The organism is Tsukamurella paurometabola, assembly GCF_900631615.1.
GTDB classification, from domain to species: domain Bacteria; phylum Actinomycetota; class Actinomycetes; order Mycobacteriales; family Mycobacteriaceae; genus Tsukamurella; species Tsukamurella paurometabola_A.
The window spans coordinates 926,204-941,734 of the sequence record NZ_LR131273.1; the positions used below are offsets into that span (position 1 = coordinate 926,204).

Annotated in this window: 16 protein-coding genes; 7 read left to right on the top strand and 9 right to left on the bottom strand. The window is 71.2% G+C overall.

Features of this window, described 5'->3' with window-relative positions:
• Positions 1-49: 49 nt before the first annotated feature.
• Entirely contained in the window at positions 50-550 is a 501-nt protein-coding gene (locus ELY19_RS04850) for a hypothetical protein (protein WP_126195200.1), read from the bottom strand.
• Positions 551-690: 140 nt separating this feature from the next.
• On the opposite strand from ELY19_RS04850, the gene ELY19_RS04855 reads away from it, so the two are divergent.
• Positions 691-2,190 (top strand): MFS transporter, encoded by a 1,500-nt coding sequence (locus ELY19_RS04855; RefSeq protein ID WP_126195201.1) that lies wholly within the window; start codon positions 691-693, stop codon positions 2,188-2,190.
• On the opposite strand, the gene ELY19_RS04860 is transcribed toward ELY19_RS04855, so the two are convergent.
• Genes ELY19_RS04860 through ELY19_RS04870 form a run of 3 tightly spaced genes read right to left on the bottom strand, consistent with a single transcriptional unit; the run spans position 2,138 to position 4,837 of the window.
• A complete protein-coding gene (locus ELY19_RS04860; protein ID WP_374101511.1) occupies positions 2,138-2,644 on the bottom strand; it encodes a type III secretion system chaperone family protein in 507 nt (168 codons plus the stop codon). The two genes, ELY19_RS04855 and ELY19_RS04860, sit on opposite strands and share 53 nt — an antisense overlap.
• Before the next feature lie 5 nt (positions 2,645-2,649).
• Positions 2,650-3,972, bottom strand: a complete 1,323-nt coding sequence (gene mshA / locus ELY19_RS04865; protein ID WP_126195203.1) for a D-inositol-3-phosphate glycosyltransferase — start codon at positions 3,970-3,972, stop codon at positions 2,650-2,652.
• Between the two features lie 10 nt (positions 3,973-3,982).
• Entirely contained in the window at positions 3,983-4,837 is an 855-nt protein-coding gene (locus tag ELY19_RS04870) for an alpha/beta fold hydrolase (protein WP_164711519.1), read from the bottom strand.
• A 185-nt stretch (positions 4,838-5,022) separates the two neighbouring features.
• Between ELY19_RS04870 and ELY19_RS04875 the strand changes: the two genes are divergently transcribed.
• Positions 5,023-5,994 carry a pirin family protein gene (locus tag ELY19_RS04875; RefSeq protein ID WP_126195205.1) on the top strand — a complete coding sequence of 324 codons (972 nt, stop codon included), beginning with the start codon at positions 5,023-5,025 and terminating at the stop codon, positions 5,992-5,994.
• Between the two features lie 10 nt (positions 5,995-6,004).
• Here ELY19_RS04875 and ELY19_RS04880 read toward each other — a convergent pair whose 3' ends face one another.
• From ELY19_RS04880 to ELY19_RS04900, 5 genes are all read right to left on the bottom strand, one after another.
• Positions 6,005-6,760 (bottom strand): DUF305 domain-containing protein, encoded by a 756-nt coding sequence (locus tag ELY19_RS04880; RefSeq protein WP_126195206.1) that lies wholly within the window; start codon positions 6,758-6,760, stop codon positions 6,005-6,007.
• Entirely contained in the window at positions 6,757-8,307 is a 1,551-nt protein-coding gene (locus ELY19_RS04885; protein WP_126195207.1) for an LVIVD repeat-containing protein, read from the bottom strand. Before ELY19_RS04885 ends, ELY19_RS04880 begins: the two co-directional genes overlap by 4 nt.
• Positions 8,308-8,361: 54 nt before the next feature.
• A complete protein-coding gene (locus ELY19_RS04890) occupies positions 8,362-9,924 on the bottom strand; it encodes an LVIVD repeat-containing protein (RefSeq protein ID WP_126195208.1) in 1,563 nt (520 codons plus the stop codon).
• A gap of 187 nt (positions 9,925-10,111) precedes the next feature.
• On the bottom strand, positions 10,112-10,933 hold the full coding sequence (locus ELY19_RS04895) for a hypothetical protein (RefSeq protein WP_126195209.1): 822 nt from the start codon (positions 10,931-10,933) through the stop codon (positions 10,112-10,114).
• 81 nt (positions 10,934-11,014) lie between these two features.
• Positions 11,015-11,572: a PadR family transcriptional regulator gene (locus ELY19_RS04900; RefSeq protein ID WP_126195210.1), complete on the bottom strand. Its 558-nt coding sequence runs from the start codon at positions 11,570-11,572 to the stop codon at positions 11,015-11,017.
• A gap of 72 nt (positions 11,573-11,644) precedes the next feature.
• Here ELY19_RS04900 and ELY19_RS04905 point away from each other — a divergent pair, with 72 nt between their 5' ends.
• From ELY19_RS04905 to ELY19_RS04925, 5 genes are all read left to right on the top strand, one after another.
• The gene (locus ELY19_RS04905) at positions 11,645-12,058 is read left to right on the top strand and encodes a nuclear transport factor 2 family protein (RefSeq protein ID WP_126195211.1); all 414 of its coding nucleotides are present in this window, start codon (positions 11,645-11,647) and stop codon (positions 12,056-12,058) included.
• Positions 12,059-12,147: 89 nt separating this feature from the next.
• Positions 12,148-13,086, top strand: a complete 939-nt coding sequence (locus tag ELY19_RS04910) for a metal ABC transporter solute-binding protein, Zn/Mn family (protein ID WP_126195212.1) — start codon at positions 12,148-12,150, stop codon at positions 13,084-13,086.
• Entirely contained in the window at positions 13,083-13,859 is a 777-nt protein-coding gene (locus ELY19_RS04915; protein WP_126195213.1) for a metal ABC transporter ATP-binding protein, read from the top strand. The genes ELY19_RS04910 and ELY19_RS04915 overlap by 4 nt, the downstream gene beginning before the upstream one ends.
• Positions 13,859-14,761: a metal ABC transporter permease gene (locus ELY19_RS04920; protein ID WP_126195214.1), complete on the top strand. Its 903-nt coding sequence runs from the start codon at positions 13,859-13,861 to the stop codon at positions 14,759-14,761. Before ELY19_RS04915 ends, ELY19_RS04920 begins: the two co-directional genes overlap by 1 nt.
• Entirely contained in the window at positions 14,758-15,516 is a 759-nt protein-coding gene (locus ELY19_RS04925) for a LamB/YcsF family protein (protein WP_126195215.1), read from the top strand. The genes ELY19_RS04920 and ELY19_RS04925 overlap by 4 nt, the downstream gene beginning before the upstream one ends.
• Positions 15,517-15,531 lie beyond the last annotated feature (15 nt).

The following is a 15,531-nucleotide window of genomic DNA, read 5'->3' on the forward strand; positions in this document are numbered from 1 at the left end:
CCCCGCGCACCGAATACCCGCAGATCAGCGAAACTGGTCATAACCAAAATCAGGCGTCTCGTGCGCGACCCCGGAGACCTCCGATGAGGAGCACCAGGCCCGGCCCGCCCACCAGGAGCGCGAACCCGAAGGCCCCGAAGATCCCGCCCAGCAGGCGCGGCATGTCGGGCCGCTTCCCCAGCACGACCTCCGTGTAGCCCGGCGTCGGCGGGCACGTCGCCGTGATCGCGCCGGAGCCCGTGTCGAAGACGCGGAGCACCATCCGGTTCTCCACGGTGACACCCCCGGACACCTCGCGCAGCGGGATCGGCGCACCGTCGGGTCCGGTCAGCGTGCACGACGGTGCGCCCTCCTTCGTCCGCGTCGCCGCGAGCACCGCGTACTCCGCGCCGGCCGGCAGCTCGACGGTGTGCGGCGCACCGTCGAGCGGGACGGGCCGCGCGTCCAGCCGGAACTGCGGCAGCGTGAGCGTGAGAACCAGGAGGATCGGCACCACGATCGCCGCGAGGAGCATCGCGGCGCCGGCGCGGAGCTTCGTCGTGGGGTTCACACGACAGACCCTAGGGCCGGAAAGCCCGATTCGTGGCGGTTCGCGGCCCCACATTAATGCACGTCACAATGCCCCCGGCGGGCGTGACGCTCGCCGCACCCGGTTGCTTGAGTTGTATTCTGCAACTACCGTCGGACGGCATGACAGACATGCTCCGAAAGACCCGTGCCGGGGCCCCGTCGGACGGACTCCTCATCGCCGTCCTGTGCCTCGGCGGACTCCTCGCCTCCCTCATGCAGTCGCTGGTGGTGCCGCTCGTCGGCCAGCTGCCGCACCTGCTGGACACCACGGCCGACAACGCCTCGTGGGTCATCACCTCCACCCTGCTCGCCTCGTCGGTCGCCATGCCCATCGCCGGGCGCCTCGGCGACATGTACGGCAAGCGCCTCATCCTGCTCACCAGCCTGCTGAGTCTCATCGCCGGATCGCTGATCTGCGCGCTGTCGCACACGCTGCTGCTCACCGTCGTGGGCCGCTCGTTCCAGGGCTTCGCGATGGGCCTGGTGCCGGTGGGCATCTCGCTCATGCGCGACGAGTTGCACGCGCGCAAGATCCCCGGCGCCGTCGCGCTCATGTCGGCGATGCTCGGCGTGGGCGGCGCGATCGGTATCCCGTTCGGCGCCTACATCTCCGAGCACTTCGACTACCACACGCTGTTCTGGTTCTCACTCGCGCTGGGCGTCATCACGCTCGGGCTGGTGTACGTCGTGGTCCCCGAGTCGCCGAACCTCAACCCCGGGAAGTTCGACGTGGTCGGCACCGTCGGGCTGAGCGTCGGCCTGGTCTCCGTGCTGCTGTCGATCACCAAGGGGCAGAGCTGGGGGTGGACCTCGGCGGCCACGATCGGCTGCGCCGTCGGCGGCGTCGTCGTCCTCGTCCTGTGGGGATGGTGGGAGCTGCGCACCCGCGAATCCCTGGTGGATCTGCGGATCTCGGCGCGCCGGCCGATCCTGCTGACCAACCTCGCCTCGATCATGGTCGGCTTCGCGATGTTCTCGCTCATGCTGACCATGCCGCAGCTGCTGCAGATCCCCGAGGCCACCGGCTACGGCCTCGGCCTGACGATGCTCAACGCGGGCCTGTGGATGGTGCCCGGCGGCCTCGTGATGATGGCGCTCTCCCCCGTCTCCGCGCTGCTCACCAAGCGGATCGGCGCGCGCCTGACGCTCGCGATCGGCGCCACCATGTCGGCGGCGGGCTACTTCGCCCTGCTCGGTCTCACCGACGCGACGTGGAAGATGTCGCTCGGCTCGATGATCGTGTTCGGCGGTGTGGGCGTGGCGTACTCGGCGATGCCCGCCCTCATCATGGGCAACGTCCCGGAGACCGAGTCGGCCGCCGCGAACGGCCTCAACTCGCTCATGCGCTCGATGGGTACCGCGGTCGCCTCGGCCGTGATGGCGACGGTGCTCACCCGCACCACCATCACCCTGGGCGCCGGCACTCCGCGCGCCGTCGAGCTGCCCGCGGAGTCCGCGTTCACCGAGTCGTTCGTGATCGCCGGCGTCGTCGCCGCGGTCGCCGCCGTGGTGGCCCTGGCCATCCCGCGCTCGCGCGCCGCCGGCGATGCCGAGGCGGCCGACGAGGTCAGCGCTCCGGGAGCTCCGGAAAATCTGGCAGCAGGTGCTCGAAGGGCTTGAGGTTCCACAACGGTTCGCCGCGGGAGACGCGCCAGTCGAACTCGCGGCGGATCGCGGTGGAGAAGCCGAGCTCGAGCAGGGTGTTGAAGTCGCCGTCGGCGGCCTCGAGGACCTGCCCCAGGATCCGGTCGAGCTCGTCCTCGGTCAGCTCGGCGAACCGGCCGGTGAGGTAGATGTCGCCCGCCTTGTCGAGGGTGTACGCCACCCCGTACAGGCGCCGGTTGCGTTGCAGCAGATAGCGGTACACGCCCTCGAAGTTCTCGTCGACGTGCCGGCAGACGAAGGCCTCCACCCGCGCGCCGTGCGTGCCCAGCGTCAGCAGGGTGGTGGTCTTCAGCTTCTTCTCGCCGGGCAGCTCGATCACGAAGTGGGCGTCGTCCTTGCCCGACTCCTCCTTGCGCGTGAACTCGAGCTCCCGATCGGTGAGTGCCTTCTCGATCTGCTCGGGCGTCATCGTGGTCATACTCGTGCTCCCGTCCGGCGCCGGCGGCGGCGCACCGTCTGCACCGCCACGGTTCGCGCCTCGATCGCCTTCGCGTAACTCTCCAGCAGGCCGTCGGCCGTGCGCGCCCAGGAGAACTGCCGGGCGTGGGCGGCGGCACCGTCGGCGAGCCGCTGCCGCAGCGCGGGATCCGCGGTGAGCTCGTCCAGCACGGCGGTCCACACCGGCGGCTCGTGCCCGTCGACCAGGCGGCCGGAGACCCCGTCGGCGACGGCGACCGGCAGCCCGCCGACCTGCGCCGCCACGACCGGCGTGCCGCACGCCTGCGCCTCGACGGCGACGAGGCCGAACGACTCGGAGTAGCTGGGCACGACGACCACGTCGGACGCGCGGTAGACCTCGGCGAGGCCCGCGGGCGGGCGCGGCGGCCCGAAGGTCACCGCGTGCTCGATGCCGAGCTCGCGGGCCAGCGCGATGAGCGCGTCGGGGCGCTCGAGGCCGGTGCCCGACGGCCCGCCGATCACGAGCACGCGGATGCGCCGCTCGGGGTGCGCGTGGATCAGCGGCGCGGCGGCGCGCAGCAGCAGGTCCGGGGCCTTGTGCGGCTGAATGCGGCCGACGAACGTGAGCACCAGCTCCTCGGGCGCGAGGCCGAGCCCCCGGCGGGCCGCAGCGCGGGCGTCGTCCGAGGCCGCGGGCGTGTAGGTGTTCAGGTCGGCGCCGGGGTAGACCACGTCGATCCGGTCGGGCGGGACGTCGTGGATCCGGGCCAGCTGGCCGGCCTCGACCTCGGTGTTGACGATGAGCCGATCGGCCTCGTCGGAGACCTGCTGCTCGCCGATGAGGCGGGCCTGGGGCTCCGCGGTGTCACCGACGGCGAGGGCGTCGTTCTTCACCGCGGCCAGGGTGTGCGCGGTGTGCACCAGCGGCACGCCCCAGCGGTCGCGCGCGAGCCAGCCGACCTGGCCGGAGAGCCAGTAGTGCGAGTGGATGAGGTCGAAGTAGCCGGGCTCCTCGCGGGCCTCGGCCCGCTGCACTCCCGCCGCGAAGGCGCAGAGCTGAGCCGGCAGGTCCGTCTTGTCGAGTCCCTCGAAGGGGCCGGCGACGATGTTGCGCACCCGGATGCCGGGCGCGGCTTCGACGATCGGCTGATCCGTGGATGCGGTGGCGCGGGTGAAGATCTCCACCTCGATGCCCCGCTTGGCGAGCTCGAGGGAGGTCTGCCAGATGTAGACGTTCATCCCGCCCGCGTCGCCCGTGCCGGGCTGCGCCAGCGGCGAGGTGTGCACCGACAGCACCGCGATCCGGCGCGGCACGGCCGCGGACTTCCCAGTAGGCACGCCCTCCAGCCTAACCCTGCAGGGCCAGGAGCTCGCGGGCGCTGCGAGCCGGATCCACCACGAACGGCGCGTGGCCGCCGCCGTCCCACCACGACAGGGTGGCGTTCGGCAGGATGCGTGCGTGATGCTCCGCGGTCGACGGCGCCACCACCTCGTCGTCGCGGCCGTGCTGCACCAGGACCGGGAAGGTCCAGGCCGCGAGGTCGGCGTCGTGGTCGACGGTGCGCCGGAACAGGCCGCCGCGCACCGCCGGAGGCGTGGACAGCGCGATACCGAACTGCTGCTGGGCGACGGGGCCGAGCGCGTCCTGATCGAAGCCGTGCGGCAGCATCCGCAGCTTGGCCAGCGCCGTGATCGCCTTACCGGGGTGCGCCGACAGCGCGGCCGGCAGGGCCGCGTTCATCGACGCGCCGGTGACGCCGCCGGGGAACGGGCCGGTGTCCTTCGCGCCGCCGATGGAGGTGATCGCACCGATGAGGCCCACAGCCTTGACGCCGTCGGTGCCGTGGGTCGCGAGGTGATCGGCGATGATCAGGCCGCCGTACGACCAGCCGACGAGGATCACGTCGCTCAGGCCGAGGTCGCGGCGGACCACCGCGAGATCGTCGGCGAAGCGCTCCGTGGAGTACGGGTGCTCGGAATCCGGGACCGAGCTGCGGCCGTGGCCGCGGTTGTCCACGGCGACCACGCGGTGGCCGGCACCGGTCAGCTCGCCGATGAACGGCGCGCCCCACGAGTCCGAACTCGCCGACCAGCCGTGGACCAGCAGGAACGCCGGCTTGGCCGGGTCCGCTCCCTCCGCGTGGTCGGCGTAGAAGATCTCCGTGCCGTCGTACGAGACGGCCAAGCCCACTGATCGAGTCACGGCTTCGACCATAGCCACGCGGCCTGCGCCTCGTTCTGCGCAGCCTCGAGTTCGCTGCGGCGGGAATGACCGATGCGAACGACGATGCCCTCCTTCCAACCCGAGGAACCCGCGAGGAATTAATCGGACTACGGTCCGGTTGATGGTAGTGTCAGCTTCACCAGCCACTCCACGAGGAGGACGACATGCCCGCCGTCACAGCAGACACCTTGACCCTGCCCCGCATCACCGCGGCGGCACCGTCGGACACGCAGCGCCCCGTCCGGAAGATCACCACCGGCCCCCGCGGCCACGAGGGCGAGGGCTTCCCCGTCGTGCGCGCGTTCGCCGGCGTCCACCCGCGCGACCTCGACCCCTTCATCCACATGGACCAGATGGGCGAGGTCGAGTACGAGCCGGGCGAGCCGAAGGGCACCAACTGGCACCCGCACCGCGGTTTCGAGACCGTGACCTACATGATCGACGGGCTGTTCCAGCATCAGGACAGCCACGGCGGCGGCGGTCTCATCACCGACGGGGCGACCCAGTGGATGACCGCCGGCTCCGGCATCCTGCACATCGAGACCCCGCCCGCGGAGCTCGTCGAATCGGGCGGCACCTTCCACGGCATCCAGCTGTGGGTGAACCTGCCGAAGTCGGAGAAGTTCACCACGCCCGCCTACCAGAACCTCGAGGGCGGGCAGACCACGCTCGTCACCACCCCCGACGGCGGCGCGCTGATCCGCATCGTCGCGGGCGAGGTCGACGGGCACGCCGGCCCCGGATCCACCCGCACGCCGATCAACTTCGTGCACGCCACCATCGCGCCCGGCGCCGAGGCCTCGCTGCCGTGGAACCGCGACTTCAACGCGCTGGTCTACGTGCTCAGCGGCAAGGGCACCGTCGGCCCCGTGGGGCACCCGATCCACCAGGGCCAGCTCGCGCAGCTCGGCCCCGGCGACCGGATCACCGTGGCCGCCGACGAGTCGCAGGACTCGCACCGCCCCGCGATGGAGGTGCTGATCCTCGGTGGCCGGCCGATCCGCGAGCCCGTCGCGCAGTACGGCCCGTTCGTCATGAACACCAAGGCCGAGCTGATGCAGGCGCTGGACGACTACAACGCCGGCAAGTTCGGAGTCATCCCGCCCGACGCCCTCATGCCCCACGTCGTGCGCTGAGCGCAGCGGTTCAGGGATACGGCAGGGCCGAGGCGTTCCGTGCGGTGAGTTGCATGAGCATCATGCTGATCTCGTCGCTCTGCTCCTTGGCCATCGCCGTCGCCCGCTGCCGGACGGCGGGCGCATCGCCCTTCCGCTGCGCGTAGCCGGCCATGTCGACGCCGCCCTGGTGGTGCCGCAGCATCAGCTGCAGGAACAGCAGCTCCTGCTGCACGCCGGTGGCGTCGGCGAGCCTGGTGAGTTCCTCGCTGGTCGCCATGCCGGGCATGGAGTGCTGCATCGTGGTCGACGGGGCCGCCGACGCGGCAGCGCTCGTCGATGTCGATCCGTCCGCCGGCATCGGCATGGTGTGGCCGCCGTGCCCGCCGCCCCCGGTCGTCGTCGGCGCCGCAGCGGACGACGCATCCGTCATCCACGCCATGGGATTCGGGTTCTGCAGCGGTTCCCCCAGCACCTCGAGCCAGCCCATCAGCACGCCGATCTCGCGGCTCTGCGACAACTGGATCTGCGTGGCGATCCCGCGGATGTCCGCGCTGAGGTCGGGCCGCAACAGCTCGACCATCTGCAGGGCCTGCTGATGGTGGGCCATCATGTCCTGCGCGAAGCCGATGTCGGCGGCGCTGAGCCGCTGCGGCCCGCCGGGCTGCTGCGCCGCCGGCTCTGCGCGCACCCCCTTCCCGATCACGACGCCGATCACGACCGCGAGGGCCACCGCCACCACCGCCGCCGCCACGCGGACCGACCGCCGCTCCGTGAATCCCGTCATCGCGGCGGGTAGACGGTCGGGTCGATGCGCAGCCGCATGAAGCCGTTGTCCATACAGCTCACCATGAGGTCGTTGCCGCGGAACTCGGGCGGCGACATGCACCAGTCGGCCGAGAGGTCCGCGCCGAGCAGCCGGCTCTGATCGTTGAGCAACCCACCGACGGGGGACTCCCCCTGCAGGATCGACCGCGCGATCGACAGCGTGCCCATGACCGGCGGCGCGACGATCGAGCCGAGCATGGCGTGCGTCGAGTTGGGCAATTGCAGGTTCTTCCCCGTCTGCGCAGGCGGATTGAAGTACGCGATCTCCCGGATCCGGTCGGGGTCGCGGATGTCGAAGACGCGGATGCCGGACTGGATCCAGCCGCACGCCATCGCCCGCGGCTCCTCCGGCCGGTCGACGGTGCAGTAGTGCGCGTCGTACCCGAAGACGCCGTTCGACGTGGCGCTCGCGGCCCACTTCGTGGCGTTCTTCGGCAGGTTGATCTCGAGCTTGATCTGGTTGCGCAGCTTCAGCTCTTTGAGATCGCTGAGGCTGAGCAGCTTCACGCCGCCCGACCCGGCCTCGTCGACCACGTACACGTACGGCTTGCCGCCGTAGGTGACGTAGATGCTGTGCTGGGTGATGTTGCCGTCGAGCCAGAACTTGCGCCCCACGTGCGGCACCGGCGCCGTGACCACGGTGCGGGGCTTGCGGTCCTGCACCGCGGAGACGTCGATCACCGTGATCCCGGCGACGGTGGAGGCGTACAGCTGCCGACCGTCCGGGGAGAATCCGACGCCGTGGCCGAAAATCCCGGTGATGCCGGACCACACCACCATCGGGCGGGACGGGTCGGTGATATCGACCGCCGTGAGATGGCCGGCGATGGGTCCCGAGGCCCAGTAGGTCTTACCGTCCGGCGAGAACGCGCCCTCGTGGGTGGTGATCGGGATCGGCATCGCCAGGTTGGTGCCCTCCCCCGGGTTGAGCGGCCGCGGCCGGGTGCAGTCCTTCGAGATGTCGTAGACCGCGAGGTAGCCGAAGCCGACGGCGAGCGGCACCGACGTGCCCACCAGGAGGCCGCGCTTCTCGTTGACCTTCAACGACTCCCAGGTTCCGGTGACCACGCCGAGCTCGTTGAGCACCGCCGTCTGCCACGGCTTCTTCGGGTCCGAGTTGTCGATCACCCGCACGCCGGGCCCGCGGGCGCCCGCGAGATTGGTCGGGAACGACGTGGAGATGTACGAACAGTTCTTGTAACTCGGGCTGACGATGCCGGCACCGTCGCCCTGGTCCTGGCCGACCAGGTCGATGTTGCAGTTGTAGCCCTTCGTGCTGCGCCGGCTCTTGCGGTCCTCCAGCGGTACGTCGCCCTGGATGCCGGTCTCCACCCGGTCGCCCGGGCGGCAGTCGGCACGCCCCACGGCCTTGTCCCACCTGCCGGTCTCCGGGATGTACGACGGGTCGGCGCTCGCGGCGCCGGGCGCCCCGAGCACGCCCACGAGGGCCAACAGCGCGACGAGCAGGCACCGCTGCACGGTCGCTCCCGATCTCCGTTCGGTCACAGGCACGCTTCCTTCACTTCCTCGCCGGGGCGGCGATCAACGGCGGTCGTGGCGTCATCCGCGCGGCGGGTAGACGGTCGGGTCGATGCGCAGCCGCATGAAGCCGTTGTCCATGCAGCTCACCATGAGGTCGTTGCCACGGAACTCGGGCGGCGACATGCACCAGTCGGCCGAGAGGTCCGCGCCGAGCAGCCGACTCTGATCGTTGAACAGGCCGTTCGGCGATGCCTGCCCCTGCAGGATCGCGCGAGCCACCGCGAACGTGCCCAGCACCGGCGGTGCCGCGATCGAAAGGAGCGTGGCGTGGAACGAGTTCGGCAGCTGCAGGTTCTTCCCCGTCTGCGCGGGCGGATTGAAGTAGGCGATCTCCCGGATCCGGTCGGGGTCGCGGATGTCGAAGACGCGGATGCCGGACTGGATCCAGCCGCACGCCATCGCCCGCGGATCGTTCTCCCGGTCGACGGTGCAGTAGTGCGCGTCGTACCCGAACACGCTGGTGGCGGTGGCGCTCGACGCCCACCTGGTCGCGTTCTTCGGCAGGTTGATCTCGAGCTTGATCTGATTCCGCAGCCGCAATGCCGAGAGGTCGCGCAGGCTCATCAGTTTCACACCGCCGGAACCGGTCTCATCGACCACGTACACGTACGGCTCGCCGCCGTAGGTGACGTAGATGCTGTGCTGCGTGAGTTGACCGTCGAGCCAGAACTGTCGGCCGACGTGCGGCACCGGAGCCGTGACCACGGTGCGGGGCTTGCGGTCCTGCACGGCCGAGACGTCGATCACCGTGATTCCGGCCAGGGTCGAGGCGTACAGCTGCCGACCGTCCGGCGAGATACCGACGCCGTGCCCCTCGATCCCCGTGATGCCGGACCACACGACCATCGGGCGGGACGGGTCGGTGATGTCGACAGCGCTGAGGTGCCCGCCCACAGCGCCCGAGGCCCAGTACGTCTTACCGTCCGGCGAGAACGCGCCCTCGTGGGTGGTGATCGGGATCGGCATGCCCAGGTTGGTGCCGGCGCCGGGGTTGAGCAGGCGCGGCCGGGTGCAGTCCTTCGAGATGTCGTAGATCGAGAGGTAGCCGAAGCCCATACCCGGCGGTGCCGGCACCGACGTGCCCACCAGGAGGCCGCGCTTCTCGTTGACCTTCAACGACTCCCACGTTCCGGTGACCATCGCGAGCTCGTTGAGCACCGCCGTCTGCCGCGGCTTCTTCGGATCCGAGTTGTCGATCACCCGCACGCCCGGCCCCCGGCCGCCGACGAGATTCGTCGGGAACGACGTGGAGATGTACGAACAGTTCTTGTAACTCGGACTGACGATGCCGGCACCGTCGCCCTGATCCTGGCCGACCAGATCGATGTTGCAGTTGTACCCCTTCGTGCTGCGCCGGCTCTTGCGGTCCTCCAGCGGAACCTCCCCCTGGATTCCGGTCTCCACCCTGTCGCCCGGGCGGCAGTCGGCACGCCCCACGGCCTTGTCCCACACGTCGACCCACTGGTTGTACGCCGGGTCCGCCTGGGCCAGACCCCCACCCCAGGCCGTTCCCGCGACCACGAGCATCGCGACCAGCAGGCAGCGCACAACGGCTGATGCCCTCGCACCGGTCGTCCTCATCCGTCCTCCGTACTCGCGATCCCGAGAGCCCCGGCGATCCGGGTCCGATTCTGCGGATCGCAGTCCGCAGGCCTACACGGGTTGTCCTACGCGAATGATAGGGATGCGGCCGAAACTTCTCACCGGTTTCGGAGAATTCCTCGAACGAAACGTCAACACCCCGGTCAGCGGAGGTGTCCGACGGGGATCAGCGGAGCGTCAAGTTCCTGATGCAGTAGCCGTCCGGCCCCGTGTCCAGGGTGAAGTTCGCCGCCTTGCGGATACCCGAACGGGTGTCGACGCGCGAGGTCACGGACGTCACCCTGCCCGCCGAGGTCGTGACCACCCGAGGCTCCTCGACCTGATCCGCCGCGAACCCGGTGACCTCGGACAGGTCCGGAGTCCCGCTGCGCACCTGGCACAGCAGCGGATAGTCCGCCTCGACATCGGCCGCGTTGACGGGCTTCCCGACGTGCCGGCTCAGATACCGCACCACGGCGTACCGCGCCTTCTCGACCGGCATCGCACCGCCCGTGGGGTAGACGTCCGGGCAGCCGTACGCGGAGGCGACCTCGCTGGGGCGCAGGTGGACCGTGGTGGTCGCACTGCGCCACTGCGGGCCGAACTGCCCGAGCACGCCCGGCTTCGCGACGGCCTCCGCGATCTTCGCGGCGTCGCCGTACATCGCGCCGATCACGCCGGGTGGCTGCGTCCAGCACTTCGCAGTGAGCGCGGCGAGGTCCTTCGCCGTGACGTCGGCGAGCCACGGCCGCAGCGCCTTCGCGGCGCCGGGACTGCCGGGCACCTCACCGACCGGTGCCGACGCGGCCGTCGTCGCGCCGGCGTCCGTCGCACCCGGGTCCGTCGCGCCCGGGGCGTGGGCCGACGACGTGACCGGCGCCGCCGTCACGGTCCGCGTCGTGGTGGTGCCGCCCCCGCCGCAGGCCGTGGTCGCGAGGAGCGCGCACAGCGCCACCCCTCCCCCGGCCGTCGCGGCGATGCGTGCGCGTGATCCCCGGCGTTCGTCCATGCCGAGCTCCTCCCCAGAAGCGTTTCCCGACAGCGTGACACACCCGCGGACGTTCGGGACGGCAAACGCGTGCCTCGCCGGTCAGAGGATGCGTGCGCGCAGCACGGGCAGGGCCAGATCGGCCCAATCGAGGTTCTCCCGCTCGAACCGCAGGCCGCGCAGCAGCGTGAGATAGGGCCCGCCGAGACGCCGGTCGGCGAGCAGCTCCTCGGGGGTGCGCTCGCCCAGCCAGCTGCGCTCGATGCGTTCGTAGTACTCGAGCTTCGCCGCGGCGGCGTCCCGCAGCGCGCGGACCGCCTCGCACACCGCGGCCGGGTCGCCCACCTCGACCGCCTGTACCTGCACCATCAGCTCGTCGCGGATCGCCGTGGCGCGTGGGGTGGTCGCGGTGAAGGCGGCGAGCTCGGCGCAGCCGGCGTCGGTGAGCCGGAAGACCCGCTTGTTCGGCCGCTTCTCCTGCTCGACGGTCCGCGCGACGATCGCCCCGTCGGACTCCATGCGTTCGAGCTCGCGGTAGAGCTGCTGCGGCGTCGCGACCCAGAAGTTGGCCCGGGCACCGTCGAACTCCTTGGAGAGGTCGTAGCCCGAGGCCTCCCCCAGCACGAGGAGCGTCGAGGAGATCGCGTGCCGCAGCGCCATGCCTTCCATTCTATTCAACTAGTTGCCTATACTCGACGGTAGACCTATTCAACTAATTTAGTAGGAGTTGCCATGCGTGAGTTCCGTGCCGCCGTCGAGGCCCGCGACGGCGAGGCGTTCGACGGCCTGCTCGCCGACGACGTGACCTTCACCAGCCCCGTCGCCTTCAAGCCCTACGAGGGCAGGCACATCACCGCCGCGATCCTGCGCGGCGTGCTGCGCGTCTTCGAGGACTTCCGCTACGTGCGCGAGATCAACGACGGTGACGACCACGCCCTGGTCTTCGAGGCCGTGGTCGACGGCAAGAAGGTCACCGGCTGCGACTTCATCCACGTCGGCGCCGACGGCAAGATCGACGACTTCATGGTCATGGTGCGCCCGCTGTCGGCGGCCCAGGCCCTCTCGGCCGCAATGGGCGCGCAGTTCGGGGCGATCGCCGAGGAGGCGGCCGCGGCGGCGCGGGCGGAGGCCGCGGAAACGCGCTGATACATGCGCATTCGCCTATTCGACAGCCGGAGGACGTCGCCGCTACTCTAAATGACAACGATTCCCATTGCTGTCAGAGGAGCCCCGCCGTGCGCAACCGCCTTCGTCTCACCCGGGTCGCCGGCGCCGTCACCGCCGTGGCCCTGGCGCTCACCGCATGCGGGACCGCCTCCTCGGACTCGAGCGACGGCAAGCCCGCCGTCGTGGCCTCGACCGACGTCTACGGCGCGGTCGCGAAGGCCGTCGCCGGCGACGACGCGACGGTGACCTCGCTGTTCGCCAACCCGACGGGCGACCCGCACGAGTTCGAGCCGTCCGCCCAGGACACGCTCAAGGTCAAGAAGGCCGCGGTGCTCGTGTACAACGGCGGCCACTACGACGCCTACATGGAGCAGGCCGCCGAGGGCACCTCGGCGGCGAAGGTCGACGCCGTCGCCGTGCAGTCCGGCACCACCGCCGCCGAGCACGGCGACGCGAACGAGCACGACCACGCGCACGAGAACGAGCACGTCTTCTACGACCTGCCCACGATGCAGAAGGTGGCCGCGGCCGTCGCGAAGGCGCTCGCCGAGAAGGACGCCGCACACCGAGAGGGTTACGAGAGCCGGGCCGCCGCGTTCTCCACCAAGCTCGACACCGTCATCGGGCAGGCGCGCGCCATCGGCCACGCCAACCCGGGCGCCAAGATCGCCGCCACCGAGCCCGTCGCCGGCTACCTCCTGACCCTCGCGGGCCTCACCGATGTGGCGCCCGCCCGCTACACCGCCGCGATCGAGTCCGGCACCGACCCCGCGCCCGCCGACATCGCGGCCGCGAACGCCCTGGTCAGCGGCAAGCAGGTGCGCGCCGTGGTGCTCAACGCCCAGACCGAGAGCCCCGTGACCGCGGCGCTGGCGAAGACCGCCGAGACCGCCGGCGTCCCCGTCGTGAAGGTCACCGAGTCGCTGCCCGCCGGCGTCGACGACTACACGGCGTGGCAGGCCGGCAACGTCAAGGCGCTGTCCGACGCGCTCGCGCCGCGCCCGTGAGCGCGACCCCGGCCGGCGCACCGTCGAACGGCGCGCCCGTCATCCGGCTGCGCGACGCCGCGCTGCGTTACGGCGACCGCACCCTCTGGGACGGTTTGGACCTCGACATCGCGCCCGGCGAGTTCGTCGCCGTCCTCGGCCCGAACGGCGCCGGCAAGACCTCACTGCTGCGCATCCTGCTCGGCCAGAGCCACCTCTCCGCCGGCACCGCCGAGGTGAACGGCCGCATCGGCTACATCCCGCAGCAGCGCGCGCTCGACGGCGCCGTCCCCCTGCGCGGCCGCGACCTCGTGGGCCTGGGATTCGACGGTGCCGCCTGGGGCCTTGGCCTGCGGAACCGCCGGGCCCGACGGTCCGCCGTCGACGCCGCGCTGGCCCAGGTGGACGCCGAGGCCTTCGCCGACGCGCCCATCGGCTCGCTCTCCGGCGGTGAGCAGCAGCGCCTGCGGGTGGCGCAGGCCCTGGCCTCGGACCCGACCATCCTGCTGTGCGACGAGCCGCTGCTCTCCCTGGACCCGGGCAACCAGCAGCTGGCCGGCTCGCTCATCGAGCGCCGCCGCCGCGAGCACGCCACCGCCGTGCTGTTCGTGACGCACGAGATCAACCCCGTGCTCCCCTACTGCGACCGCGTCCTCTACCTGGTGGACGGGCGGTTCGAGGTGGGGCCGACCGCCGAGGTGATGACCTCCGATGCTCTGACGCGGCTGTACCGCACCCCCGTCGACGTGCTGCACGTGCGCGACCGGCTGGTCGTGGTGGGAGGGGAGCACTGATGGACCGGCTGCGCGAATTCGGGAACGTCGAGCTGACGTGGGAGCTGCTGCAGCAGCCCTTCGTGCAGCAGGCGCTGCTCGCCGCGGCGCTGCTCGGCGTGCTCGCCGGGGTGATGGGCCCGCTCATCGTGTCGCGACAGATGGCGTTCAGCGTGCACGGCACGTCCGAGCTGTCGCTGACCGGCGCCGCGTTCGCCCTGCTCATGGGCTGGAGCGTGGGCTCGGGCGCGCTGCTGGGCGCGCTGGTCGCGGGCCTGCTCTTCGGCCTGCTCGGCGTGTACGCCCGCGAGCGGGACTCGGTGATCGGCGTGATCATGGCGTTCGGCCTGGGCCTCTCGGTGCTCTTCCTGGCGCTGCACGAGGGCCGGCAGGGCACCGCGTTCGCGCTGCTCACGGGGCAGATCGTGGCCGTCGGGATGAGCGGGGTGACGCTCATGGCGATCACCACCGTCGTGGTGCTGGCGATCCTCGCGGTCATCTACCGCCCGCTGCTGTTCCTCTCCACGGACCCCGACGTGGCCGCCGCGCACGGCGTCCCGGTGAAGACGCTGTCGGTGGTCTTCGCGATGCTCGTGGGCGCCGCGGCCGCGCAGGGCGTGCAGATCGTCGGCGCGCTGCTGGTGATGAGCCTGCTCATCACGCCGGCCGCCGCGGCCGCCCGCGTCACCAGCTCCCCCGGCCGGGCGACGCTGCTGTCACTGATCTTCGCGCTGGTCTCGGCCGTCGGCGGCATCGTCCTGTCGCTGGCCCCCGCGCTGCCGGTGTCCGTGTTCGTCACGTCGATCTCGTTCCTGATCTACATGGTCTGCCGCCTGCTCGGGCAGCGCGGCCGCCGCGGCACCGTCGCGCCGGCCGACACCGCCGCGCACGACTGCGTGCACGCAGTACCGTCGAGGTCGTGAGAATCGACCTCAACGCCGACTGCGGCGAGTCCTACGGCGCCTGGCGCCTCGGCGACGACGCCGCTCTGCTCGACGTGGTGACCTCGGCCAACGTGGCGTGCGGCTTCCACGCCGGCGACCCGACGACGCTGCGGGAGACCTGCGCCGCCGCCGTGGCCGCGGGGGTAGCGATCGGCGCCCAGGTGGGCTACGCGGACCTGCGCGGCTTCGGCCGCCGGTCCATGGACGTCCCCGCCGCCGACCTCACCGCCGACGTGATCTACCAGATCGGCGCGCTGCAGGCGGTCGCGCGGAGCGTCGGCGGCACCGTCGCCTACGTCAAGCCGCACGGCGCGCTCTACAACCGGATCGTGGCCGACGAGGCGCAGGCCGCGGCGGTCGTCGACGGCGTGCTCGCGGCCGCGCCGGACCTGCCGGTGCTCGGCCTGCCCGGCTCCGCCTTCCTGCGCATCGCCGCCGAGCGCGGGCTCCGCACGGTACGGGAAGCCTTCGCCGACCGGGCCTACCTGCCCGACGGTGCGCTCGTCCCGCGGTCGCGGGAGGGCTCGGTGCTGCACGACCCCGACGAGATCGCCGCGCGCGTGCTGCGCATGGTCGGCGACGGCACCGCCCTGGCGATCGACGGCACCGAGGTGGAGCTCACGCCCGATTCGGTGTGCGTGCACGGCGACAACCCGTCCGCGGTCGCGGTGGCGCGGCGCCTGCGCACCGTGCTCGACGGTGCGGGCGTGACCGTCGCGCGGTTCACCCCGTAGCACCGGAGCGCGGGC